General features: G+C 64.8%; 15 protein-coding genes. 3 read left to right on the top strand and 12 right to left on the bottom strand.

Annotated features, from left to right (window positions below; genetic code table 11):
* Positions 1-16: 16 nt before the first annotated feature.
* Complete coding sequence (locus tag ACYZGB_RS02690; protein WP_462386666.1) at positions 17-1,264, bottom strand: cystathionine gamma-synthase family protein; 1,248 nt, start codon at positions 1,262-1,264, stop codon at positions 17-19.
* Positions 1,265-1,413: 149 nt separating this feature from the next.
* Positions 1,414-2,859: an exodeoxyribonuclease I gene (gene sbcB, locus ACYZGB_RS02685; protein ID WP_462386665.1), complete on the bottom strand. Its 1,446-nt coding sequence runs from the start codon at positions 2,857-2,859 to the stop codon at positions 1,414-1,416.
* A gap of 234 nt (positions 2,860-3,093) precedes the next feature.
* Here sbcB and ACYZGB_RS02680 point away from each other — a divergent pair, with 234 nt between their 5' ends.
* On the top strand, positions 3,094-4,476 hold the full coding sequence (locus tag ACYZGB_RS02680; RefSeq protein ID WP_462386664.1) for a lytic murein transglycosylase: 1,383 nt from the start codon (positions 3,094-3,096) through the stop codon (positions 4,474-4,476).
* Between the two features lie 197 nt (positions 4,477-4,673).
* Here ACYZGB_RS02680 and clpA read toward each other — a convergent pair whose 3' ends face one another.
* The 3 genes from clpA to dnaE all read right to left on the bottom strand — a co-directional run bounded on the left by clpA (position 4,674) and on the right by dnaE (position 11,109).
* Positions 4,674-7,022, bottom strand: coding sequence for an ATP-dependent Clp protease ATP-binding subunit ClpA (gene clpA, locus ACYZGB_RS02675; RefSeq protein WP_462386663.1), 2,349 nt, complete (start codon positions 7,020-7,022; stop codon positions 4,674-4,676).
* 57 nt (positions 7,023-7,079) lie between these two features.
* Entirely contained in the window at positions 7,080-7,448 is a 369-nt protein-coding gene (gene clpS, locus ACYZGB_RS02670) for an ATP-dependent Clp protease adapter ClpS (RefSeq protein WP_015013909.1), read from the bottom strand.
* Positions 7,449-7,569: 121 nt separating this feature from the next.
* A complete protein-coding gene (dnaE, locus tag ACYZGB_RS02665) occupies positions 7,570-11,109 on the bottom strand; it encodes a DNA polymerase III subunit alpha (RefSeq protein ID WP_462386662.1) in 3,540 nt (1,179 codons plus the stop codon).
* A 196-nt stretch (positions 11,110-11,305) separates the two neighbouring features.
* Between dnaE and ACYZGB_RS02660 the strand changes: the two genes are divergently transcribed.
* Complete coding sequence (locus ACYZGB_RS02660; RefSeq protein ID WP_462386661.1) at positions 11,306-12,103, top strand: outer membrane protein assembly factor BamD; 798 nt, start codon at positions 11,306-11,308, stop codon at positions 12,101-12,103.
* On the opposite strand, the gene ACYZGB_RS02655 is transcribed toward ACYZGB_RS02660, so the two are convergent.
* Both ACYZGB_RS02655 and ACYZGB_RS02650 read right to left on the bottom strand, forming a co-directional pair.
* Positions 12,066-14,126: an ATP-dependent DNA helicase gene (locus ACYZGB_RS02655; RefSeq protein WP_462386660.1), complete on the bottom strand. Its 2,061-nt coding sequence runs from the start codon at positions 14,124-14,126 to the stop codon at positions 12,066-12,068. The two genes, ACYZGB_RS02660 and ACYZGB_RS02655, sit on opposite strands and share 38 nt — an antisense overlap.
* Positions 14,126-14,329 (bottom strand): YdcH family protein, encoded by a 204-nt coding sequence (locus tag ACYZGB_RS02650; RefSeq protein WP_462386659.1) that lies wholly within the window; start codon positions 14,327-14,329, stop codon positions 14,126-14,128. The genes ACYZGB_RS02655 and ACYZGB_RS02650 overlap by 1 nt, the downstream gene beginning before the upstream one ends.
* 108 nt (positions 14,330-14,437) lie before the next feature.
* Here ACYZGB_RS02650 and ACYZGB_RS02645 point away from each other — a divergent pair, with 108 nt between their 5' ends.
* Positions 14,438-15,244, top strand: coding sequence for a PP2C family protein-serine/threonine phosphatase (locus tag ACYZGB_RS02645; RefSeq protein ID WP_108616793.1), 807 nt, complete (start codon positions 14,438-14,440; stop codon positions 15,242-15,244).
* A gap of 140 nt (positions 15,245-15,384) precedes the next feature.
* Here ACYZGB_RS02645 and ACYZGB_RS02640 read toward each other — a convergent pair whose 3' ends face one another.
* The 5 genes from ACYZGB_RS02640 to ACYZGB_RS02620 all read right to left on the bottom strand — a co-directional run bounded on the left by ACYZGB_RS02640 (position 15,385) and on the right by ACYZGB_RS02620 (position 22,986).
* A complete protein-coding gene (locus ACYZGB_RS02640; protein ID WP_462386658.1) occupies positions 15,385-16,089 on the bottom strand; it encodes a hypothetical protein in 705 nt (234 codons plus the stop codon).
* Complete coding sequence (gene zapE / locus ACYZGB_RS02635; RefSeq protein ID WP_462386657.1) at positions 16,086-17,183, bottom strand: cell division protein ZapE; 1,098 nt, start codon at positions 17,181-17,183, stop codon at positions 16,086-16,088. Before zapE ends, ACYZGB_RS02640 begins: the two co-directional genes overlap by 4 nt.
* Positions 17,184-17,267: 84 nt before the next feature.
* On the bottom strand, positions 17,268-18,695 hold the full coding sequence (lpdA, locus tag ACYZGB_RS02630) for a dihydrolipoyl dehydrogenase (protein ID WP_462386656.1): 1,428 nt from the start codon (positions 18,693-18,695) through the stop codon (positions 17,268-17,270).
* A gap of 90 nt (positions 18,696-18,785) precedes the next feature.
* The gene (odhB, locus tag ACYZGB_RS02625; RefSeq protein WP_462386655.1) at positions 18,786-20,054 is read right to left on the bottom strand and encodes a 2-oxoglutarate dehydrogenase complex dihydrolipoyllysine-residue succinyltransferase; all 1,269 of its coding nucleotides are present in this window, start codon (positions 20,052-20,054) and stop codon (positions 18,786-18,788) included.
* A 52-nt stretch (positions 20,055-20,106) separates the two neighbouring features.
* Complete coding sequence (locus ACYZGB_RS02620) at positions 20,107-22,986, bottom strand: 2-oxoglutarate dehydrogenase E1 component (RefSeq protein ID WP_462386654.1); 2,880 nt, start codon at positions 22,984-22,986, stop codon at positions 20,107-20,109.
* Positions 22,987-23,095 lie beyond the last annotated feature (109 nt).

Genomic DNA, 23,095 nt, shown 5'->3' with positions numbered 1-23,095 from the left:
CGGTGAAGGCGGCGGGTCAGGCTCCGGCGAGCGCCTGCTCAAAATCGGCCAGCAGGTCTTCCACCTCTTCCAGGCCCACCGACAGGCGGATCATGCTGTCGGCAATGCCCATGGTGGCGCGCACGGCGGGGCCGGCCTCCCAGAAGATGGTGTGGGCCACCGGGATGATGAGCGTGCGCGTGTCGGCCAGGCCCGTGGCCTTGATGGGCAGCTGCAGGCGGTTGCACACGGGCAGGCACTGGTCGGGGTTGCGCAGCTCGAAGGACAGCAGCCACGAGCCCGCCTTGAGGTGCTTTTTTGCAAAGGCGTGCTGGGGGTGCGATGGCAACATGGGGTAGTGCACGCGCGCGATGGCCGGGTGGGCCTCCAGCCACTGCGCCAGCGCCAGGGCCGTGGCGCTGGTGCGGTCCATGCGCAGGGCCAGGGTTTCGGCGCCCAGGGCCAGTTGGTGGGCGGCGTGGGACGACAGCGTGCCACCCATGTCGCGCAGGCCCTTTTTGCGCAGCTGCTGCAGGCCCCAGCCCTTGGCGTCGCCCTTGCGGTAGGCAGCAAAGATGTTGGGGTAGCGCGACCAGTCGTACAGCCCCGTGTCGGTGATGGCGCCGCCCAGCGCATCGCCCAGGCCGCCGATGCTTTTGGTGAGCGAGTTGACCACCAGCCCCGCGCCCACAGTGGCGGCGCGGAACAGGTAGGGCGAGGCCACGGTGTTGTCCACCACGTAGAGCGCGCCATGCGCTTTGCACAGCGCGCCAATGCCTTCCAGGTCGGGGATCTGGGTGCCGGGGTTGGCAATGGTTTCGACAAACACCATGCGGGTGTTGGGGCGCAGCGCGGCGGCCACGTTGGCGGCGTCCGTCACATCCACCGTGGTGACTTCAATGCCCAGGTCGGCCAACGTACCCAGCACGCTGTTGGTGTTGCCAAACACGAACTGGCTGGCCACCAGATGGTCGCCCGCCTTCAGCAGCGTGAGGAACACGGCGCAGATGCCCGCCATGCCGGTGGAGAAAACGATGGTGCCGTGGCCGCGCTCCATCTTGGTGATCTTGGCCTCCAGCGCCGCCGTGGTGGGCGTGCCCTGGCGCGCGTAGTTGAAGCCGCCCTTGGCGGTGCCCTGGAAGACGGCGATCAGGTCTTCGACCTTCTCGTAGCCGTACTGCACCGAGGTGTGGATGGGCTGGTGGATGGCGCCCTGCTCGGCGCCGCCCAGGCGGTCGGCATGCACGATCTGGGTGGTGAAGCTTTGGTTCTGCGGTGTCGTCATAAAAATCAACGCTGTTTCTGCGGTCTACGTGCGCGGCGGTGCGACCGGTACCGGCACGCCTTGATGCCAGCGCCCCCGTGGAACTGGCTCTGCCAGGCCACCGGGGTGCGTCCCCCTCTGGGGGAAGGCGCGCCAGCGCCTCAGGGGGGCTACCTTTCCGGTGCGATGTGTTCGGCGTAATCGTACAAGGCACCCAGGATGTCCTGCGTGCGGTCGTCGTCGGCGGTCTCTGACAGGGTATCGATTTCGGTGAACAGCTGCTCCACCGTGCGCGCCCCGCCCTGCCCGTCAAACAGGCAGGCGGCGCGGTGCGCCTCCCAGCGCTGCTGTTCTTCGGGGGTGAGGGTTTGCGGAAAGTTTCGCGCTCGATAGCGCCAGACCAGCTCGGTCAGGCGCGGGTCGTCAAAGCCCGTGCGGGCGGTGGCCAGCTTGGCGCCCGACATGCTGCGCAGGTCGTTCAGATAGCGCCGGTCGTTGTTGCCCACAAAGCCGCCATACAGGTCCTGGTCCACATCGGGCGCGGGCTCTTGCGGCCGGGCAAACACGGCGGGCCAGATGCCGCTCATGTCGGGCAGGCTACGCGCCACCTCGGCGTGCTGCGCGGCCTGGGCCAGGTCAATGCCCCAGCGCTGCGCCAGCGCGGGCGTGAGGGTGTTCACATTGCCCACCACCATGGGCGACTTGTTGAGGTGGATGGTCTTGATGGGCAGGCGCGCCACGCCCTCGGGCAGGTCGGCCGTGCGGGTGAACATGCGCAGGCGGATGTCCTCCACATTCAGCGTGGCCAGCTCGCGCGGGTCGTGGGCCAGGTCCCACGCGATCAGCTCGTTCTTGTTGGTGGGGTGGCTGGCCAGCGGCCACATCACGCCCAGGCAGCCGCGCTCCACCGGGAACATGCCCGACACATGCAAAAACGGCCGCGCAGTGATGGCGGTGGCAGGCAGGCGCAGCTCGGCAGCCACGCGGTCTTTTTTGTGAAGGGAGAGCGCAAAGTCAAACAGCTTGGTGTTGTGCTGGCGGATGAGGCGCGCGAGGGCAATGGTGGCGCGCACGTCCGACAGCGCATCGTGCGCGGCTTCGTGCAGCAGGCCGTTGGCTTTGGAGAGGTGTTCGAGCTTGAAGCTGGGCGTGCCGTCTTCCTTCTTGGGCCACTGGATGCCGTCGGGCCGCAGCGCGTAGGTCATGCGCACCACGTCCAGCAAATCCCACCGGCCACACTGGTTTTGCCACTCGCGCGCATAGGGGTCGATGAGGTTGCGCCAGAACATGAAGCGCGTGATCTCGTCGTCAAACCGGATGGTGTTGTAGCCCACGCCAATGGTGCCGGGCTGGGCGAACTCGGCCTCGATGCGGTTGGCAAACTCGCGCTCGGGCAGGCCTTTTTCCAAGCAGAGCTGGGGGGTGATGCCGGTGATGAGGCAGGCCTCTGGATCGGGCAGGTAGTCGTTGGCCGGCTGGCAGTAGATCATCAGCGGCTCGCCGATCTCGTTGAGGTCGGCATCGGTGCGGATGGCGGCGAACTGCGCCGGGCGGTCGCGGCGCGTGTTGGCCCCGAAGGTTTCGTAGTCGTGCCAGAGGAAGGTGTGGGCAGCCATGGTTGGTGGGCAAACAGGGGGCGAGGCAGGATGCAGGCGGGGTGGAGGCGCAACTGTAACCGGATTTACAGGCCTTTTAGGCCCTCACCGCCTGTCCATCATGCCTTTATTGCTATATAAATTATAGCAATACATGCCCGACGGCTGCAGGGCAGCCCACCGCATGCTCACAGGCATTCACGCCGTGATACACCTGCGCCCGGGCAATGGCATGGCTGCACGGGACAATGGCGCATGCATTGCCCTCACCCTGAATTCTTCACCACCACCACCGCCCCCCTGCCCCATCGCTCGCCCTCTCCTTCTGTGCGGCCCGCGCCACTCGCGGTCTGGTTCACGGCCGGGCTTGTGGGCCTGGCGCTGGCGGGCTGCGCAGCGGTTCCGGCCCCAACCCCCGCGCCATCCAAGCCCGCCAACCCCAGCACCCCATCGGCACCTGCAGCCGCAAGCACCACAGGCGCTGCAACCACCGTGGCAGCCGAGGCCGACGACCACGCCGCCGGTTTTGCCGTCTGGCGCACTGCCTTTGCGGCACAGGCCCTGGCGGCGGGCATTGCGCCGCACACGGTGCGCGATGTGTTGGGCCAGGCGCAGTGGCAGCCGCGTGTGGTGGAGCTGGACCGGGCCCAGCCCGAGTTCTCGCGCACGCCCTGGGCCTACCTCGACAGCGCGGTATCGGCCCAGCGTGTGGCCCAGGGCCAGGCCAAGCGGGCCGAACATGGCCCCACGCTGGAGGCCGCCGCCGCGCGCTACGGCGTACCTGCCACCGTGGTCACCGCCATCTGGGGCATGGAGAGCAACTACGGCAGCAACTTTGGCAGCTTCCGCACCGTGGACGCGCTGGCCACCCTGGCCTACGAAGGCCGCCGCCGCGCCTGGGCCCAGGCTGAGCTGCTGGCGGCGCTGCGCATTGTGGACCGGGGCGACATTGCAGCCGAGCGCATGCTGGGCTCGTGGGCGGGCGCCATGGGGCACACGCAGTTTCTGCCCTCGGTGTTTCTGGCTTACGCCGTGGATGCCGATGGCGATGGGCGGCGCGACATCTGGGGCAGCATCCCCGATGTTCTGACCTCCACCGCGCACTTCCTCGCGCGCTCTGGCTGGCTGGCCAGCGAGACCTGGGGCGCCGAAGTGGTGCTGCCCGCCAACTTCGACCATGCCCGGGCCGACCCGGCCGTGCGGCAGACCACGGCGCAGTGGGAAGCCGAGGGTGTGCGGTCTGCCGACGGCCAGCCGCTGCCTGCACTGGGTGCTGCTTCCATCACCGCCCCGGCGGGCGCACGCGGCCCGGCATTTGTGGTGGGGACGAACTTCCGGGCCATCCTGCGCTACAACAATTCGGTGAACTACGCGCTGGCGGTGGCGCTGCTGTCGCGCCAGATTGGCGGCGGCGCCCCGGTCACCGGCGCCTGGCCGCGCGAGCTGGAGCCGCTGTCCCGCGCGCAGATGCAGGTGCTGCAGGAGGCGCTGAACCGCAAGGGCTTTGCGGCGGGCACGCCCGACGGCGTGATGGGCCCCGCCACCCGCGCCGGGCTGCGCGGCTATCAGCGCAGCCTGGGCCTGGCGGCCGATGGGTATCCGACGATGGAGCTGTTGCAGCGGCTGCAAATGCCCTGACACCCTGACGCGAAGGACTGAAGCAGGGCCGGGTGCTGTGGTCCGAAGTGTCTCACCCAGCGAACCGCAGGATTGGGAGGCCGAAGGACCGCCCACCTCCACAGACCGGAAAACAAAAAACCCACGGCATTCACCGTGGGTTTTCTTTTGGCAGGCGGCACCCCGAGAGGCACCCGCCACCGGCAGAGTCAGACGGGTCAGTCTGCCGTGGCCTCTTCCGGCTCGGCAGGCTCGGACTTGGCAGACCGCTCCTTCTTGGGCAGCGGCTGGATGTCGAGCAACACCTCGGGCGTTTCCACACCCTTGTCGTCGGTCTTCATCTCGATGTCCACCGCCAGACGCCCACCTTCGGTCAGGCGGCCAAACAGCAACTCGTCGGCCAGCGCACGGCGGATGGTGTCCTGAATCAGGCGCTGCATCGGGCGGGCGCCCATGAGCGGATCGAAGCCCTTCTTGGCCAGGTGCTTGCGCAGCGTGTCGGTGAAGGTGACTTCCACCTTCTTCTCGGCCAGTTGCGTCTCCAGCTGCAGCAGGAACTTGTCCACCACGCGCAGGATGATCTGCTCGTCGAGCGCCTTGAAGTTGACGATGGCATCCAGCCGGTTGCGGAACTCGGGCGTGAACAGGCGCTTGATGTCGCCCATTTCGTCGCCCGCCTGCCGCGGGTTGGTGAAGCCGATGGTCGCCTTGTTCATGGTCTCGGCGCCGGCATTCGTGGTCATGATGATGAGCACGTTGCGGAAGTCGGCCTTGCGGCCGTTGTTGTCCGTCAGCGTGCCATGGTCCATGACCTGCAGCAGCACGTTGAAGATATCCGGGTGCGCCTTCTCGATCTCGTCGAGCAGCAGCACCGCGTGCGGCTTCTTCGTGATGGCTTCGGTCAGCAGCCCGCCCTGGTCAAAGCCGACGTAGCCCGGAGGCGCGCCAATCAGGCGGCTCACGGCATGGCGCTCCATGTACTCCGACATGTCGAAGCGGATCAGCTCGATGCCCATGATGTAGGCCAGCTGCTTGGCCGCCTCGGTCTTGCCGACGCCCGTAGGGCCGCTGAACAGGAACGAGCCGATCGGCTTGTCGCCCTTGCCCAGGCCCGAGCGCGCCATCTTGACCGACGACGCCAGCACTTCCAGTGCCTTGTCCTGGCCGAACACCACGCTCTTGAGGTCGCGCTCCAGCGTCTGCAACTTGCTGCGGTCGTCGTTGCTGACATTGGCAGGCGGAATGCGCGCGATCTTGGCCACGATCTCCTCGATCTCGGCCTTGCCAATGGTCTTCTTGCGCTTGCTGGGCACCAGGATGCGCTGCGCAGCACCGGCTTCGTCGATCACGTCGATGGCCTTGTCGGGCAGGTGGCGGTCGTTGATGTACTTGGCGCTCAACTCGGCCGCTGCTTGCAGGGCTGCCGCAGCGTACTTCACGCTGTGGTGCTCTTCAAAGCGGCTCTTGAGGCCCTTGAGGATGTCGATGGTCTCGGCCACGCTGGGCTCGACCACGTCCACCTTCTGGAAGCGGCGGGACAGCGCGGCGTCCTTCTCGAAGATGCCACGGTATTCCGTGAAGGTGGTCGCACCAATGCACTTGAGCTGGCCGCTGGAGAGCGCTGGCTTCAAGAGGTTGGAGGCATCGAGCGTGCCGCCCGAAGCTGCGCCCGCACCGATCAGGGTGTGGATCTCGTCGATGAACAGGATGGCGTTGGGCTTGTCCTTGAGCGACTTGAGCACGCCCTTGAGGCGCTGCTCGAAATCACCCCGGTACTTGGTGCCCGCCAGCAGCGCGCCCATGTCGAGCGAATACACCGTGGCCTCGGCCAGGATCTCGGGCACATCGTTCTGCGTGATGCGCCAGGCCAGGCCCTCTGCAATCGCCGTCTTGCCCACGCCCGCCTCGCCCACCAACAGCGGGTTGTTCTTGCGGCGGCGGCACAGGATCTGGATCGTGCGCTCGACCTCGTAGTGACGGCCGATCAGCGGGTCGATCTTGCCATCCTTGGCCGCCTGGTTCAGGTTCTGGGTGAACTGCTCCAGCGGCGAGGCCTTTTCGCTGCGTTCACCACCACCGCCCTCCTCGCCCTCAGCCTGGTTCTCGGCCTTGGCAGGTTCTGGCGGCTCGCCCTTCTTGATGCCGTGGGCGATGAAGTTGACCACGTCCAGGCGCGTCACGCCCTGCTGGTGCAGGTAGTACACGGCGTGCGAATCCTTCTCGCCGAAGATGGCCACGAGCACGTTGGCGCCGGTGACTTCCTTCTTGCCGTTGCCGGTGGACTGTACGTGCATGATGGCGCGCTGGATCACGCGCTGGAAGCCCAGCGTGGGTTGGGTGTCCACCTCGTCGGTACCGGCGACCTGCGGGGTGTTGTCTTTGATGAAGTTCGACAGCGATGAACGCAGATCATCGATGTTGGCCGAACATGCGCGCAGCACTTCCGCTGCGCTGGGGTTATCGAGCAATGCAAGCAACAGATGCTCCACGGTAATGAACTCGTGGCGCTGCTGGCGGGCCTCAACAAAGGCCATGTGCAAGCTGACTTCCAGTTCCTGGGCAATCATGTGAACTCCTTTGTGCTTGCGTGGAAGGGATAACTGTATTTCGGGATCAAAGACCTGTTATTCAACAGGCTCACTGACACATTGCAGTGGGTGGCCCGCCTTGAGGGCGGCGTCAAGCACTTGTTCCACCTTGGTGGCAGCCACGTCGCGGGAGTACACGCCGCAAACGCCTTTGCCGTCGAGGTGGATCTTCAACATGATCTGGGTCGCTGTTTCGCGGTCCTTGCTGAAGAACTCCTGCAGCACCACGATGACGAATTCCATGGGGGTGTAGTCGTCATTGAGCATGACCACCTGGTACATCTGGGGCGGCTGGGTCTTCTGCGTGCGCCTTTCGAGCACGACCGAACCGCCATCATCCCGCGCTGGCCGTGTAACCGGCGGCGCGGTGGGGGGTGAAGGTGGTTTTGTTGCCATGAAAATCATTCTAGCGACCCGCGCAGGGGGCTGCCGCTGAAGAAGTTGGGAGTTGACCCGGTATTTTTCAAGCCATGGCGCCGCAAAGGGCGCCACACCCCGGAACCGCGCCACTCGCCTTGCCCTCGCCTTACTCGTACACCACCGTGGCCGCCCCCGGGCCCGCCTGCGCGGTCCATGCCGCCAGGGCCGCATCCGACGGGAAGAAGCGCGCGTTTTCGCCCAGCTGCAGCTCTGCCACCGCCACTGCTTCCCCGACCTTGCAGCGCACCCCCATGCGCACCCGCAGGCCATGCACGGCGACCTCGCCCTCGGCACTTTCCTCGCGCCGCGCGGGAAACTCCTGCACCAGGCGGGGCACATCGGGCAGTTTCTCACCCACCACCACATGCAGGTATTTGCCAAACCGGCAGCGTGCACCGGCCAGGTCCCACACCTGCTGCACCTTCACACGCAGGCCTCCGCTGAAATGGTCCAGCTGCAGGCGCCCCATCATCACCACAAACTCGTCTTCCTTGAGCTGGTTGCGGTAGGTGTTGAGCAAGGCTTCATCGGCCGATGCCTCGATGACGGCGGACTTGTCATCCAGCTTGAACAGGGCCAGCTTGCCCCGCTGCCCATTGATGACGCGGAAGTCGCTGATGATCCCGGCCAGCACCTGGGGCTCGCGGCTGTCGAGCAATTCGTCGATCTGGGTGCGCACGAAGCGGCGCACCTCGGTGGCCACTTCGTCGAACAGGTGGCCGGACAGGTAAAAGCCCACTGCGGTTTTTTCCAGCGTGAGCCGCTCCTTGATGCCCCAGGGCAACGCCTCCACCAGCTCGGGCTCCTGCGTGCTGGAGCCATGGGCGTCATCGCCCATCATGTCGAACAGCCCGCCCTGATTCACATTGGCCAGCGTGGCTGCCGCAAAGTCAAAAGCCCGGTCAATGGACGCCACCATCGCTGCGCGGTTCATGTTGATCGAATCAAAGGCACCCGCCTTGATCAGGGCCTCCACCGTGCGTTTGTTCATGCGCGACTTGTCCACGCGCAGGCAGAAGTCGAACAGGCTCTTGAAAGGCCCGGTGGTGGAACCATTCGGCCCCTCGCCCCGACCTTCGCGCGCGGCCACCATGGCTTCGATGGCCTGCTGGCCAGTGCCCTTCACGGCGCCCAGGCCGTAGCGGATGATCTTGTCCGTGACCGGCTCGAACCGGTACTTGCCCCGGTTCACGTCCGGTGGTTCGAAGGTCATGCCGAAGTGCTTGACCGCGTCCTCGTACAACACTTTGAGCTTGTCGGTGTCGTCCATTTCCACGGTCATGTTGGCGCAGAAGAACTCGGCCGTGAAGTGCACCTTGAGCCAGCCCGTGTGGTAGGCCAGAAGCGAGTAAGCGGCGGCGTGCGACTTGTTGAAGCCGTAGCCTGCGAACTTCTCCATCAGGTCGAACACCTCGTCGGCCTTTTCCTGCCCGATGCCTTTTTCGGCCGCCCCCTTGCGGAAGATCTCCCGGTGCTCGGCCATCTCCTCGGCCTTCTTCTTGCCCATGGCCCGGCGCAGCATGTCGGCGCCGCCCAGGCTGTAGCCGCCCAGCACCTGGGCGGTCTGCATCACCTGCTCCTGGTACACCATGATCCCGTAGGTTTCGGCCAGCACGGGCTCGACCAGGGGGTGCGGGTACTCCACCGGTTCCTTGCCGTGCTTGCGGTTCACGAAAGTGGGGATCAGGTCCATGGGGCCCGGGCGGTACAGCGCGTTCAGGGCAATCAGGTCCTCCAGGCGGCTGGGCTTGGCCTCCTTGAGCATGCCCTGCATGCCCCGGCTTTCAAACTGGAAAACAGCCTCGGTCAGCCCGTCCTGAAAGAGCTTGTATGTCTTGCCGTCGTCCAGCGGCACGGTCTCGAACGTGAAGTTCTCCTGGCCCTTGTGGCGCTTCATGATGAAATCGCGCGCAATCTCCAGGATGGTGAGCGTGGCCAGGCCCAAAAAGTCGAACTTCACGAGGCCGATGGCCTCCACGTCGTCCTTGTCGTACTGGCTCACGGCCGATTCGCTGCCCGGCTGCTGATAGAGCGGGCAAAAATCGGTGAGCTTGCCCGGCGCAATCAGCACGCCCCCGGCGTGCATACCAATGTTGCGCGTCATGCCTTCGAGCTTCTGCGCCATCTCGATGACGGTCTTGACGTCTTCTTCCTTACGCACGCGCTCGTAGAGCATGGGCTCCAGCTCCAGCGCATAGTTGTTTTTGTCGCCCTCTTTCTTCACCTCGGGCGGGTACTGCAAGGTGTACGACATGCCCGGCTTGCCCGGCACCAGCTTGGAGATGCCGTCGCAGAAGGTGTAGCTCATGTCCATCACCCGGCCCACGTCACGGATGGCGGCCTTGGCGGCCATCGTGCCGAAGGTGGCAATCTGGCTCACGGCGTTCTTGCCGTACTTGTCCTTCACGTAGTCAATCACGCGGTCACGGTTGCCCTGGCAGAAGTCGATGTCGAAGTCGGGCATCGAGACCCGCTCAGGGTTCAGAAAGCGCTCGAAGAGCAGGTTGTATTCAAGCGGATCCAGGTCGGTGATCTTGAGCGCGTAGGCCACAAGCGAACCCGCGCCCGACCCCCGGCCTGGCCCCACGGGACAGCCGTTTTCCTTGGCCCACTGGATGAAGTCGCCCACAATCAAAAAGTAGCCCGGGAACCCCATCTTAAGGATGGTGCCAATTTCGAACTCCAGCCGCTCCACATAGCGCGGGCGCTGCTGTTCGCGATCGGACTCCTTGGCAAAAAGTAGTTTGAGGCGTGCCTCCAGCCCTTCGAAAGACGCAAAGCGAAAATACTCATCGATCGGCATGCCGTTGGGCGTGGGAAAGTCCGGCAGTTGCGGCTTGCCCAGCACCAGCGTGAGGTTGCAGCGCTGGGCGATCTCCACGGTGTTCGCAATGGCCGAAGGCACGTCGGCAAACAGCGCCTCCATCTCGGCCGACGACTTGAAATACTGGTCGCGAGTGAATTTGCGCACCCGGCGCGGGTTGGCCAGGATTTCGCCCTCTGCAATGCAGATGCGGGCCTCATGGGCCTCGTAATCATCTGCCGTGGCAAATTGCACGGGGTGCGTGGCCACCACGGGCAAATTCAGGCGCGCCGCCAGCTGGGCCGCTGCGGCCACATGGGCTTCATCGTCGGCACGGCCAGCGCGTTGCAACTCCACGTAAAAGCGGTGCGGAAAAACCCCCGCCAGGCGCAGCGCGAGGTCGGCCGCACGAGACTCGTCGCCTTTCAACAGGGCCTGCCCCACCGGGCCCGCCTGCGCACCCGCGAGGGCAATCAGGCCTTCCGACAGCTCCTCCAGCCAGGCCCAGGTGCACAGCGCCAGGTTCTTGACCACGTTGCGCGTCCACGCGCGGGCCAGCAGCTCCGACAGGTTGAGGTAGCCCTGGCGGCTTTGCACCAGCACGATCATTCGCGATGGCGCAGCCCCCGCTTCGCCTTCCAGGAAAACTTCTGCGCCCAGGATGGGCTTGACGCCCTTGCCTCGGGCTTCTTTGTAGAACTTGATTGCGCCAAAAAGGTTGTTGAGATCGGTGATGGCCAATGCAGGCTGGCCATCCTTGGCGGCCGCCTTGGCCACCTCATCGATTCGGTTGGTCCCGTCCACGACGGAAAATTCGGTGTGCAGGCGCAGGTGAACAAACATGGGGCCATTGTAGAAAGCCCTGCCCACGCTCGTCCGAAAGCAGAGCACGCGGCGCCTCTGGGCGGTAACGGCCACCAGTACAATGCCTTTTCTGTTCAAGATGCCCGTGGACCCTTGGGCCGGAAGCGCAACACACGCCCCGGACGGACCCAGCCTCGTGTGCACCTGTTCCCTCCTTTGCTGAAAGCTGCTTGCGATGCTGCGTGCCCCACTGCCCCTCGTTTCCGCCCTGCTGCTTGCCGGTCTGCTGGCGGGATGCTCCAGCACTCCCGACGACAAGACGGCGGGCTGGAGCCCCAACCGCATCCACTCGGAAGCCAAGGACGAAATGAGCAGCGGCGCCTACGACAAGGCGGTACCGTTGCTCGAAAAGCTCGAAGGCCGTGCAGCCGGCACGCCGCTGGCGCAGCAGGCCCAGATCGACAAGGCCTACGCCCACTACAAGGCCGGTGAAAAGGCCCAGGCCATCGCCACGCTGGACCGCTTCATGAAGCTGCACCCGGCCAGTCCCGCGCTGGACTACGCGCTGTACCTCAAGGGCCTGGTGAACTTCAACGACAACCTGGGGCTGTTCTCCTTTATCTCACGCCAGGACCTGTCCGAGCGGGACCAGAAGGCCGCCAAGGACTCGTTCGAGGCCTTCAGTGAACTGTCCACCCGCTTCCCCGACTCGCGCTACACGCAGGATGCGCGCCAGCGCATGACCTACATCGTCAACTCGCTCGCGCAGTATGAAGTGCATGTGGCACGTTACTACTTCCAGCGTGGTGCGTATGTGGCCGCCATCAGCCGCGCCCAGGTGGCCGTGGCTGACTACCAGGGCGTGCCCGCGCTGGAGGAAGCGCTGTACATCCTGATCCAGTCGTATGACGCCCTGGGCATGACCCAGTTGCGTGATGACGCACGCCGCGTGATGGACAAGTCCTATCCCCAAAGTCCTTACATGAGTGGCGGCTTCAAGGGCAAGTCGGATCCGTGGTGGAAGGTCTGGTGAGCAGCGCCTGCAAGGCGTCTTCAAAAGCATCCTCCGACTCCAGCCGCCGCATCGGTGGCAATGCAGCCAGCAGGCGCTTGCCGTAGCCCATGGTGGCAAGGCGAGTGTCCCCCACCACCAGGATCCCCCGGTCCGACTCCCGCCGGATCAAGCGCCCCGCCCCTTGCTTGAGCGCTACGGCCGCCTCGGGCAGTGCATAGGCCTTGAAGGCCTTACCCCCCGCTTTTTCGATCCGCTGCGTGCGCGCCTCGACCAAGGGGTCGCCGGGTGGCGGAAACGGCAGCTTGTCGATGACCACCAACTGCAGCGCGTCACCGGGCACATCGAACCCTTCCCAGAAGGTGGCGGACGCGACCAGCACACAGCCCGGCTGGCCATGGTCAGCCCCCTCTCGAAAACGCTCCATGAGCCGCCGCTTGGGCCAGTCACCCTGCACCAGCACCTCCAGCGCTCCTGACGACGCAAACCGCTTCTGAAGCGCGTCGCCCACCGCGCGCAAGGCCTTCAACGTGGTGGTGAGCACCAGGGTGCGCCCCCCCAGCCGCTCGGCAGCGTGGCCCACCCATTGCGCCAGTGCCGGGCTGTGTGCCGGGTCGGCGGGTGCAGGCAAATGGCGCGGCACATACAGCGCAGCCTGCGCCGGGTAATCGAACGGACTGGCCACTCGCAGGATCTCGGCCTCCTGCAGCCCCGCCCGCTCGGTGAACCAGCTCAGGCGCTCGTCATCGCCCAGGGTCGCCGAGGTGAATATCCAGGCCCGGCCCGGGCCTGCGGGGCTGTCATCCGGCCAGCCATCGCCGCCCGCTCCCTCATAAGCCTCGGCAGGCGCCCCCAGCAAGCGGGTGCGCATGGCCTCGGCGATGTCCAGCGGCGACTCAACCAGCCGTAGCTGCATGCCCACATCCACCCAGCGCACCACCTCTGGATCACCGGGGCCCGCGAACCGGGCCAGGCGCGCCAGCAGCTCGGAGCCGCGCTCATACAGGCGCACAAAGTCCGGTGCGATCTCGCTGACCGTGTCCAGCGCCTCTTGGGCCTGCGCGCAGGCCTGCGCCACGCCGCGCAGGGCGCCGTGCCAGTGCTCCGTCGGAATTCCCTCCGGGGCATCGTCCGCCAACCGCAGCTTGGTGACACCTGTGACCGTGCGAGCGACCAGGCGCAGGTCCTGCGCCGACAGCTCCACCTGGCGGGACAACCCCACCCAGTCCGCCAGGCCCCGGGCATGCTGCAGGCCTGCGGCCAGCAGGTCCCTGCTGAAGTCCATCACCTGCCCTGTGGACAACTGGGCGCCGAGAAACTGCACACCCGTCTCATTGATCTGGTGCGCCTCATCAAACACCACCACACGCACCGTGGGCAACAACTCGGCCATGCCCGACTCGCGCACCGCGACATCGGCAAAGAACAGATGGTGGTTGATGACCACGATGTCGGCCGCCAGCGCCTCGCGCCGCGCCCGGTGCACATGACAGGGGCGGAACTGGGGGCATTGCGAACCCAGGCAGTTCTCGCGGGTGGAGGTGACCAGGGGAATCACGGGCGAGCGGTCATCCAGTCCCGTCAGTTCCGCCAGGTCGCCCGACTGGGTGTGGTGTGACCAGTCTTCGACCTTGGCCAACACACGCGCCACGCCCCGGTCCCGGGCCTGCGCGTCCTGGCGCGCCAGCTCCATGCGGTACAGGCACAGGTAGCTGGAACGGCCTTTGAGCAGCGCCATGCGCACCGGCATGCCCAGCGTTTCCACCAGCCAAGGCAGGTCCCGCGCGAAAAGCTGGTCCTGCAGCGCCTTGGTGGCGGTAGACAGCAGCACCCGCTCGCCGCTGAGCAGGGCGGGCACCAGATAAGAAAAAGTCTTGCCCACCCCGGTGCCAGCCTCTACCACCAGAGCGCCCCCTGCTTCGATGGTCCGTGCGACGGCACAGGCCATCTGGGTCTGCCCCTCGCGGGGCTGGAAGTGTGCGTCTGCCCGCTCCAGAACACCACCGGCGGCAAACACCTCCGCCACCATGCCAACCAGCGCCATCAGGCCGGCTCTTGGGGCAGGAGTTCACGTTCCAGCCGGTCCATCGCGTCGCGCAGGACCAGGCGGCGCTTCTTCAGCCTCCGCAGCGTCAGCTCGTCAGGCGCCGCATCGGGGGCGCAGCGATCAATCAACGCATCCAGATCGGCATGTTCCATGCGCAATTCGATCAGTTGTCGGTGGGGAGAATGGAGGCTGGGTTTCAAGGCAGGAGCGCCACAAGCATGGCGAAAATGCCACAGGCGGGCGGATAATACGCGCTTGGCCCGTTTTCCACGACGAGCGTTTGTGCACGCGCCCCCACAATCACCAGCATGACCAAAGCGTTTCGCCTCATCGCGTCCACCGGCATCCACAAGGGTGACCGGGAATACCAGCAAGACCAGGTCGCCCTGATCTCCCACGACCGACACAATGGCTGCGTGCTGGGCGTGATCGCCGATGGCATGGGCGGCCGCAGTGGCGGCCGCAAGGCATCGGACCAGGTCATGATGACCGCGCGGCAGCTGTTCGAGCGTTACTCGCCCGACACCGACGACGCCGTGTCCATGCTCAAGAACATGGTCGAAGAGGCCCACATCGTCATCCGCCTGACGGCCATTTCGGCAGAACAGGAACCCCACAGCACGATTGCGGCCTTCCTCATCAACCCCCGGGGCGACTGCCACTGGGTGCATGCAGGCGACTCGCGCATCTACCATTTCCAGGGCCCCCGCATGGTGTTCCGCACCAGCGATCACTCCTATGTCCAGGCGCTGGTGGACCGGGGTGAGCTGACCGAGGCCGAGGCCAACAACCACCCCCACTCAAACATCCTGGTGGGCTGCCTGGGCACCGAAAGCGACCCGCCCATCACCACCCACATCATTCCGCAACTGCAACCGGGTGATGTGCTGCTCGCCTGCAGCGATGGTGTGTGGCACTACTTCTCGCCCACCGAACTGGCCTCAGTGGTGGATTCGCTGTCCCCCCGCGAAGCCACCGAGTTTCTGATCGAAAAAGCGCGCTCCCGGGCCCGGGGTGGTGGCGACAACCTCTCGCTGGTCATCGTGAAGATCGAAGCCCTGGTCGAAGAAAAGAAGATCGCACGCCTCGTTCCGCTCGACGCGGGCCGCGCCTGACCCACAGCCCACTGCGGCTGTATCAGGCCATCGGGAGGCAAGTGGCTTATGGCGGCGGCTACCCACCAGTGGAGCGGCTTGCCCCCATAAATCGATAGGCCAGCGGGCCATCGATGCCCCCGCTGCGCTTTTTCAGGCGATCAGCGCACTGGGCTGGATGCCACCCGCGCCGGTGCTGGCAACGGCGCAGCAGGCGGGTGCCCCTTTGCAGCGGCATCGGCCTGGGACTTTTCGACCCGTGCACGGCGCTCGTCCGCCGCTTTCAGTGTTTCTGCATGGCGGACACGCGCCTGGGCGGCGCGGTCGGCCTGAATGGCCGCGCGGGCAGCCTGCTCGTTGTCATGCTGCTGGACCCGGTTGCGTTGCAGCAGTGCGCGCTGCTCGGCTCCGTGGTCCCGCTGCGCCTTGGTGTTCGCGGGGTCTGCCGGGGTTTTGCGCACCGCGGCGTCTGTGCCCTGCCCCCTGGACGCCGGGGGTGGCACGGCCTTCTGCTTTTCCTCAATGGAGCGCAGGCGTTCGGCCGCCTTCTCCCTGCGCTCAGCGTCGTTCAACTCCACTTCCTGGGCACGGAGCCGGTCGCCGGCTTCACGTGCCTTTGTGCGGACGCTGCGCAGGCAGTCCTCCACCGCAAACTGCCTGTAACACGCAGCTTCTTCCTTCTGGCGCACAGCGGCCAGCGCCTCGCGCTCGTGGCGGATGCGCTCGTGCTCGGCCTTACGGTGCGCGGCTGCAGCGGCCAGGGCGCTGTCCTGTGTTCCATCGGTGGCCTGGGCCCACACGGAAGCCACTGGCAGCACCAGCACGGTGGCAAGCACCGTTGCAGCAAAACATGCACGCTGCATCATGTCAGCCCCGTATCCACCATGCGCCGCTCCAGGTCCAGGAACTCCTTGGACTGCATCTCATTGAGACGCGACACCGTGCGCGGAAACTCGTGTGCCAGCGGCCCTTCGGTGTAGAGCTGCTCGGGCGGCACAGCCGCCGACAGGATGAGCTTGACACGCCGGTCATACAGCACGTCCACCAGCCAGGTAAAGCGCCGCGCGGGCGACGCCATGCTCACCGGCATGTAGGGCACGTCGGAGAGCAGCACCGTGTGGAACTGCGTGGCGATCTCCAGGTAGTCGTTTTGCGAACGCGGGCCGCCGCACAACGCCTTGAAGTCAAACCACACCACGCCGCCGGCCTTGCGCCGCGCACGGATCTCACGCTGCTCGATGTGCAGCACCGGGTCTTCGTCATGCACCTCGGCAAGCTGGTCGAAGGCCTGGCTCATCTCGGCGTCGGCCTCGGGGCCCAGGGGCGTATGGTAGAGCTTCACATGCTCCAGCGTGCGGCGCCGGTAGTCCGTGCCGTTGTCCACGTTCACCACTTCCAGCTTCTCGTTGAGCAGCGCAATCGCGGGCAGGATACGGTCGCGGTGCAGGCCACCGGGGTACAGATCGTCCGGTTTGAAGTTGGACGTAGTGACAAACCCCACGCCGTTGTCGAACAGCGCCACCAGCAGCCGGTGCAGGATCATCGCGTCGGTGATGTCCGCCACATGGAACTCGTCGAAGCAGATGAGCTTGTAGCGCTTGGCAATGCGCTCGCCCAGCACATCCAGCGGGTTCTGCGTGCCCTGCAACGCCACCAGCTCGCGGTGCACTTCGCGCATGAACTCGTGAAAATGCAGGCGCACCTTGCGTTTCAGGGGCACGGCATCGAAGAAGCATTCCATCAGGAAGCTCTTGCCCCGCCCCACCCCGCCGTACATGTACACGCCACGTGGAATGTCGGGCCGGTTGATCAGCTTCTTGAGCGCGTTGGAGCGCCGCGCCTTGTAGGCAGCCCACTCATCGGCGCAGCGCTGCAGCGCATCCACGGCCCGCAGCTGGGCCGGGTCGCTTTGGTAGCCTTTAGCGGTCAGCTCGGCCAGGTAAGCCTGTTTGACTGTCACGGGATGGGCACCCTTCCGATACTATGAATTTAATAGCTACCAGCGCATGACTAGCAGGCGCTGGAGCCCTTTTTTATTCAAATATCAGAAGTTGAGGGTGCGCTTGTCCACGGCCAGGGCCGCTTCCTTGGTGGCTTCGCTCAGCGAGGGGTGCGCATGGCAGATGCGCGCGATGTCTTCGCTGCTGGCCTTGAACTCCATGGCGACCACGGCTTCGGAGATCAGCTCGCTGGCCTGCGGGCCCACGATGTGCACGCCCAGGATCTCGTCGGTCTCGGCATCCGCCAGCATCTTGACCATGCCGGTGGTGTCGCCCAGCGCACGTGCCCGGCCGTTGGCCAGGAACGGGAAGCTGCCCGCCTTGTACTTCACGCCGTCGGCCTTGAGCTGCTGCTCGGTGCGGCCCACCCAGGCAATCTCAGGGCTGGTGTAGATGACCCAGGGCACGGTGTTGAAGTTGACATGGCCGTGCTGGCCGGCAATGCGCTCGGCCACGGCAACGCCCTCTTCCTCGGCCTTGTGCGCCAGCATCGGGCCGCGCACCACATCACCCACCGCCCACACGCCGGGCAGGTTGGTCTTGCAGTCGGCATCGACCACGATGGCACCGCGCTCGTCCAGGGCCAGGCCCACGGCTTCGGGGTTCAGGCCGATGGTGTTGGGCACACGGCCGATGGAGACGATGAGCTTGTCCACGTCCAGCGCCTGGGCTTCGCCCTTGGCGTTGGTGTAGGCAATGCTCACGCCCTTCTTGCCGGTCTTGATCTCGCCGACCTTCACGCCCAGTTCGATCTTCAGGCCTTGTTTGTCGAAAGCCTTCTTGGCTTCCTTGGCGATCTGCTCGTCCACCGCACCCAGGAAGGTCGGCAGGCCTTCGAGGATGGTGACTTCGGCACCCAGGCGGCGCCACACGGAGCCCATTTCCAGGCCGATCACACCCGAGCCGATCAGGCCCAGCTTCTTGGGCACCGCGCCCACGCGCAGCGCACCGTCGTTGGACAGCACCAGTTCTTCGTCAAACGGCGTGCCGGGCAGCGCACGGGCGTTGGAGCCGGTGGCGATGATGATCTGCTTGCCAACGATGGATTCTTCAGCGGCACCTGCCACCTTGATCTCGTAGCCGCCTTCGGCGGCCTTGACGAACGAGCCACGGCCATGGAAGAAGCTGACCTTGTTCTTCTTGAACAGGTACAGGATGCCGTCGTTGTTCTGCTTCACGACGGTGTCCTTGCGGGCAATCATCTTGGCCACATCCATCTTGACGCCGGTGGCCGTGATGCCGTGTTCGGCAAAGTGCTTGTTGGCATGCTCGAAATGCTCGGACGACTGCAGCAGGGCCTTGGAGGGAATGCAGCCCACGTTGGTGCAGGTGCCGCCGGGTGCGGGGCCACCCTTGTCGTTCTTCCACTCGTCGATACAGGCGACATTGAAGCCCAGCTGGGCGGCACGGATGGCGGCGATGTAGCCACCAGGACCGCCACCGATGACGATCACATCAAATTGTTTGCTCATGGGAAATCTCGTTCAGTCTGTTGGAGAAAGACCCACCGGCGGGCAGGACCAGAGGCCGGGCCACGCGGGTGGGTCAATGCAGTCAGGGGATCAGATGTCGAAGAGGAGACGCGATGGATCTTCCAGCGCGTCCTTCATCGCCACCAGACCCAGCACGGCTTCGCGGCCGTCGATGATGCGGTGGTCATAGGACATGGCCAGGTAGTTCATCGGGCGGATCACGATCTGGCCGTTTTCCACGACAGCGCGGTCCTTGGTGGCGTGCACGCCCAGGATGGCCGACTGGGGCGGGTTGATGATGGGGGTGGACAGCATGGAGCCGAACGTGCCGCCATTGGAGATCGAGAACGTGCCGCCGGTCATTTCTTCAATGCCCAGCTTGCCTTCGGCAGCCTTCTTGCCGAACTCGGCGATCTTCTTCTCGATGTCGGCGAAGCTCATCTGGTCAGCATTGCGCAGGATGGGCACCACCAGGCCACGGGGCGAGCCCACGGCGATACCGATGTCGAAGTAGCCGTGGTAAACGATGTCGTTGCCATCGACCGACGCGTTCAGCACGGGGTACTTCTTCAGGGCGTGCACAGCGGCCTTCACGAAGAAGGACATGAAGCCCAGCTTGGTGCCATGTTCCTTGGTGAAGCTGTCCTGGAACTTCTTGCGCAGGTCCATCACGGGGGCCATGTTCACTTCATTGAACGTGGTCAGGATGGCGTTGGTCGATTGCGACTGCAGCAGGCGCTCGGCCACGCGGGCGCGCAGGCGGCTCATGGGCACGCGCTGCTCAGGACGACCGCTCAGGTCTTCCTTGCCAGCGGGGGCTGCCACCTGGGGCAAGGCCTTGGAGGGCACACCAGTGGGGATCACGCTGGGGGCTGCCACAGCGGGCTTGGCGCCACCGGCCACAGCGGCCAGCACGTCGCCCTTGGTCACGCGGCCGTCCTTGCCCGAACCGGCCACGGCCGAGACAGACAGGTTGTTGTCGGCCAGCAGCTTGGCAGCGGCGGGCATGGCCACATCACCCTTCGAGCCACCAGCAGCGGCAGGCGCTGCAGCGGGGGCAGCTGCGGCGGGGGCTGGCGCGGCAGCTGCAGGAGCTGCTGCGGCTGCGCCCGCCTTGCCTTCGGTGTCGATCTTGGCGATGAGCTGGTCGGCCACCACGGTGGCGCCGTCGCCCTGGATGATTTCGGACAACACGCCTGCGGAGGGGGCAGGCACTTCGAGCACAACCTTGTCGGTTTCGATCTCGATCAGGATCTCGTCCACGGCCACGGCTTCACCGGCCTTCTTCTTCCAGGTGAGCATGGTGGCTTCTGCCACGGATTCGGACAGCTGGGGGACTTTGACTTCTACGATAGCCATTTTGAATTCTTTCGGTAGGGGTTCTGTTCTGTGTTCGTTCGGGTAGCTGGCCTTACTTGGTCAGGACAAAACCCTTGAGCTTGGCGAATGCTGCATCCACCAGCGCCTTTTGCTGCTCTTGGTGCAGGTGGGCGTAACCCACAGCGGGCGAAGCGGACGCGGCGCGGCCTGCGTAGCCCAGTTTCTGGCCGTCGAGCATGTTCTCGTGGATGTTGTGCTGGATGAAGAACCATGCACCCTGGTTCTGCGGCTCGTCCTGGCACCACACCACATCCGTCGCGTTGGGGTACTTCTTGAGTTCAGCCGCAAACGCCTTGTGAGGGAACGGGTAGAGCTGTTCCACACGGATGATGGCCACGTCCTCGTCTTCGCGCTCAGTGCGCTTCTTCACGAGGTCGTAGTACACCTTGCCCGAGCACGCGATCACGCGCTTGACCTTGGCGGCCTTCTTCACGATGGCTTCGTTCTGCTCGGGAATCACCGTCTGGAAGCTGCCCTTGGTGAACTCGGACAGCGGCGAGGTCGCGTCCTTGTTACGCAGCAGCGACTTGGGCGTCATGATGATCAGCGGCTTGCGCAGGTCACGCACCATCTGGCGGCGCAGCACATGGAAGATCTGGCTGGCCGTGGTGGGCTGCACGATCTGCATGTTGGCGTCAGCCGCCAGCTGCATGAAGCGCTCCAGGCGGGCCGAGCTGTGCTCGGGGCCCTGGCCTTCGTAGCCGTGCGGCAGCATCAGCGTGATGCCATTGACACGGCCCCACTTCACTTCACCAGAGGCGATGAACTGGTCGATCACGACCTGGGCGCCGTTGGCGAAGTCGCCGAACTGCGCTTCCCAGATCACCAGGGTGTTGGGGTCGTTCGATGCGTAGCCGTATTCAAAGCCCAGCACCGCCTCTTCGGACAGGATGGAGTCGATGACAACGAACGGAGCCTGGTTGTCGGCCACGTTCTGCAGCGGCACATAGGTGCCTGCATCCCACTTCTCGCGGGCCTGATCATGGATCACCGCATGGCGGTGGGTGAAGGTGCCGCGTCCGCAGTCTTCGCCCGACAGGCGCACCGGGTAGCCACTCGCCACCAGGGACGCGAAGGCCATGTGCTCACCCATGCCCCAGTCCACGTTGATTTCGCCACGGCCCATGGCAGCGCGGTCGTCGTAGACCTTCTTCACCAGTTGGTGCGGTGTGACGCTGGCAGGAATGGTCGTGAGCTTTTCGGACAGGCGCTTCCATTCGGTCAGCGGAATTGCGGTATCGCCCGCATCGGTCCACTTCTTGCCCAGGAAGGGCGACCAGTCCACCGCGTACTTGCTCTTGAAGTTGGTCAGCACGGGGTCTACCGTGTGTTTGCCTGCATCCATCGCTGCGCGGTAGGCCTTGGCCATGTCCTCACCCAGCGTCGCACCCAGGCCCTGGGTGGCCAGCTTGTCGGCGTACAGCTTGCGGGTGCCGGGGTGGGCCGCAATCTTCTTGTACATCAGCGGCTGCGTCAGCGAGGGCGTGTCCTGCTCGTTGTGGCCCAGCTTGCGGAAGCAGGTGATGTCCACCACCACGTCCTGGCGGAATTCCATGCGGTATTCCAGCGCCAGTTGCGTGGCCAGCACCACGGCTTCGGGATCATCACCATTGACGTGCAGCACCGGCGATTCAACCATCTTCACGATGTCGGTACAGAACGCGCTGGAGCGCATGTCGCGCGGGTCCGAGGTCGTGAAACCGATCTGGTTGTTGATGATGATGTGCACCGTGCCACCTGTGGTGTACCCACGGGTCTGTGCCAGAGCCAGGGTTTCCTGGTTGACACCCTGGCCGCCGAATGCGGCGTCGCCGTGCACCAGCACGGGCAACACCTGGCTGCCCCGGGGGTCATCACGACGGTCCATGCGGGCGCGCACCGAGCCTTCCACCACGGGGTTGACGATTTCCAGGTGGGAGGGGTTGAACGCCAGCGACAGGTGGACCGGGCCGCCGGGAGTGGACACGTCCGAGGAAAAGCCTTGGTGGTACTTCACGTCACCGGCAGGCAGGTCTTCCGGGGCCGTGTGGTCAAACTCGGCAAACAGGTCGGCCGGCATCTTGCCCAGCGTGTTGACCAACACATTCAGGCGGCCACGGTGCGCCATGCCAATGACGATTTCCTGGATGCCCTTGGACCCCGCTTGCTGGATCAGCTCATCCATGGCGGCAATGAAGCTCTCGCCTCCTTCCAGGGAGAAACGCTTCTGACCGACGTACTTGGTGTGCAGAAAGCGCTCCAGGCCTTCAGCGGCCGTCAGGCGATCAAGGATCTGCTTTTTCTTTTCCGCGCCGAAGCTCGGCTTGCTTCGGATGGTTTCCAGCTTTTCCTGCCACCAGCGTTTCTGGTTCTGGTCGGTGGCATACATGTACTCGGCGCCAATGGAGCCGCAGTACGTTTCGCGCAAGGCATTGATCAGCTCGCGCAGTGGCATCGATTCCTTGCCGAAAAACGTGTTGCTGGTGTTGAACACGACTTCCTGGTCGGAATCGCTGAAGCCGTAGAAAGAGGGTTCGAGTTCAGGGATCGCGGGGCGCTCGGTGCGCTTGAGCGGGTCCAGATCGGCCCAGCGTGCGCCCACATTGCGGTACGCGGCGATCAGCTGTTGAACAGCGGTGCGCTTGCGGCCCAGTTCGGAATCTGCGCCGGTGGCAACAACCACCTTGGTGCCGCCCTGCTTTGCGCGCTCGGCAAAGGCATTGATCACGGGCAGGTGGGGAACGTCCTTGGCATTGCTGCCGTCCACTGCGGGCACATTTTGCAGTGCATCAAAGTACTCGCGCCAGTTGTCTGGCACGCTACCTGGGTTGGCTAGGTAGTTTTCGTACATCTCTTCGACATAGGGCGCATTGCCGCCGAAGAGGTAGGTGTTGCCTTGGTAGGCTTGATAGACGGATGTCGTATCGCTCATATTCCGCTGACCTCCGCTTTCCTTGGGAAAGCATTAGCTGGTTGAGAAACCTTCCGCGACACGGCTGAACCGATTGGCGGATGCGACTGTGGCTGGGGAAGGGCCTTGG

The organism is Acidovorax sp. Q11 (assembly GCF_054950075.1).
This window is presented reverse-complemented; position numbering and strand designations above follow the sequence as displayed.

Coding starts and splice junctions, on each gene's coding strand:
- ACYZGB_RS02690 (WP_462386666.1), bottom strand. CDS start 1,264: ATGACGACACCGCAGAACCAAAGCTTCACCACCCAGATCGTGCATGCC.
- sbcB (WP_462386665.1), bottom strand. CDS start 2,859: ATGGCTGCCCACACCTTCCTCTGGCACGACTACGAAACCTTCGGGGCC.
- ACYZGB_RS02680 (WP_462386664.1), top strand. CDS start 3,094: ATGCATTGCCCTCACCCTGAATTCTTCACCACCACCACCGCCCCCCTG.
- clpA (WP_462386663.1), bottom strand. CDS start 7,022: ATGATTGCCCAGGAACTGGAAGTCAGCTTGCACATGGCCTTTGTTGAG.
- clpS (WP_015013909.1), bottom strand. CDS start 7,448: ATGATTTTCATGGCAACAAAACCACCTTCACCCCCCACCGCGCCGCCG.
- dnaE (WP_462386662.1), bottom strand. CDS start 11,109: ATGTTTGTTCACCTGCGCCTGCACACCGAATTTTCCGTCGTGGACGGG.
- ACYZGB_RS02660 (WP_462386661.1), top strand. CDS start 11,306: ATGCTGCGTGCCCCACTGCCCCTCGTTTCCGCCCTGCTGCTTGCCGGT.
- ACYZGB_RS02655 (WP_462386660.1), bottom strand. CDS start 14,126: ATGGCGCTGGTTGGCATGGTGGCGGAGGTGTTTGCCGCCGGTGGTGTT.
- ACYZGB_RS02645 (WP_108616793.1), top strand. CDS start 14,438: ATGACCAAAGCGTTTCGCCTCATCGCGTCCACCGGCATCCACAAGGGT.
- ACYZGB_RS02640 (WP_462386658.1), bottom strand. CDS start 16,089: ATGATGCAGCGTGCATGTTTTGCTGCAACGGTGCTTGCCACCGTGCTG.
- lpdA (WP_462386656.1), bottom strand. CDS start 18,695: ATGAGCAAACAATTTGATGTGATCGTCATCGGTGGCGGTCCTGGTGGC.
- odhB (WP_462386655.1), bottom strand. CDS start 20,054: ATGGCTATCGTAGAAGTCAAAGTCCCCCAGCTGTCCGAATCCGTGGCA.
- ACYZGB_RS02620 (WP_462386654.1), bottom strand. CDS start 22,986: ATGAGCGATACGACATCCGTCTATCAAGCCTACCAAGGCAACACCTAC.